The organism is Ensifer sp. 2TAB8 (assembly GCF_052115125.1).
Classification (GTDB): domain Bacteria; phylum Pseudomonadota; class Alphaproteobacteria; order Rhizobiales; family Rhizobiaceae; genus Ensifer.
In genome coordinates this window covers 1-330 of the sequence record NZ_JBFRGB010000102.1, presented here as the reverse complement: position 1 = coordinate 330, position 330 = coordinate 1, and the positions used below count along the sequence as shown (strand labels likewise).

Genomic DNA, 330 nt, shown 5'->3' with positions numbered 1-330 from the left:
ACCGCGATGGCGCGGGGTGGAGCAGCCCGGTAGCTCGTCAGGCTCATAACCTGAAGGCCGCAGGTTCAAATCCTGCCCCCGCAACCAAATCTTCCAAATACAATAAGCCCCCGTGTCAAAAAAAACCGGGGGCTTTTGCCGTTCTAGACGCCGCACGGAGCGCACCACAAACGGCCAAAATCGCCAGGCCGGCGGGAAGGGGCGAATTTATCATGCCACCTCGGCAACGCCGGCGCTTGAACGATCCGAACCCGAAAGCCACGTCCGCGTCTGCGCAAGGATCTCGTCTGACAGAGCCGCATCGTCCGTCATCCGGGCCAGGATCAGCGC

General features: G+C 61.5%; 1 tRNA gene. It reads left to right on the top strand.

Annotated elements, in window-relative coordinates:
- Positions 1 to 10: 10 nt before the first annotated feature.
- A tRNA-Met gene (locus AB4Z53_RS35535) sits at positions 11 to 87 on the top strand.
- The last annotated feature ends 243 nt before the right edge of the window (positions 88 to 330 follow it).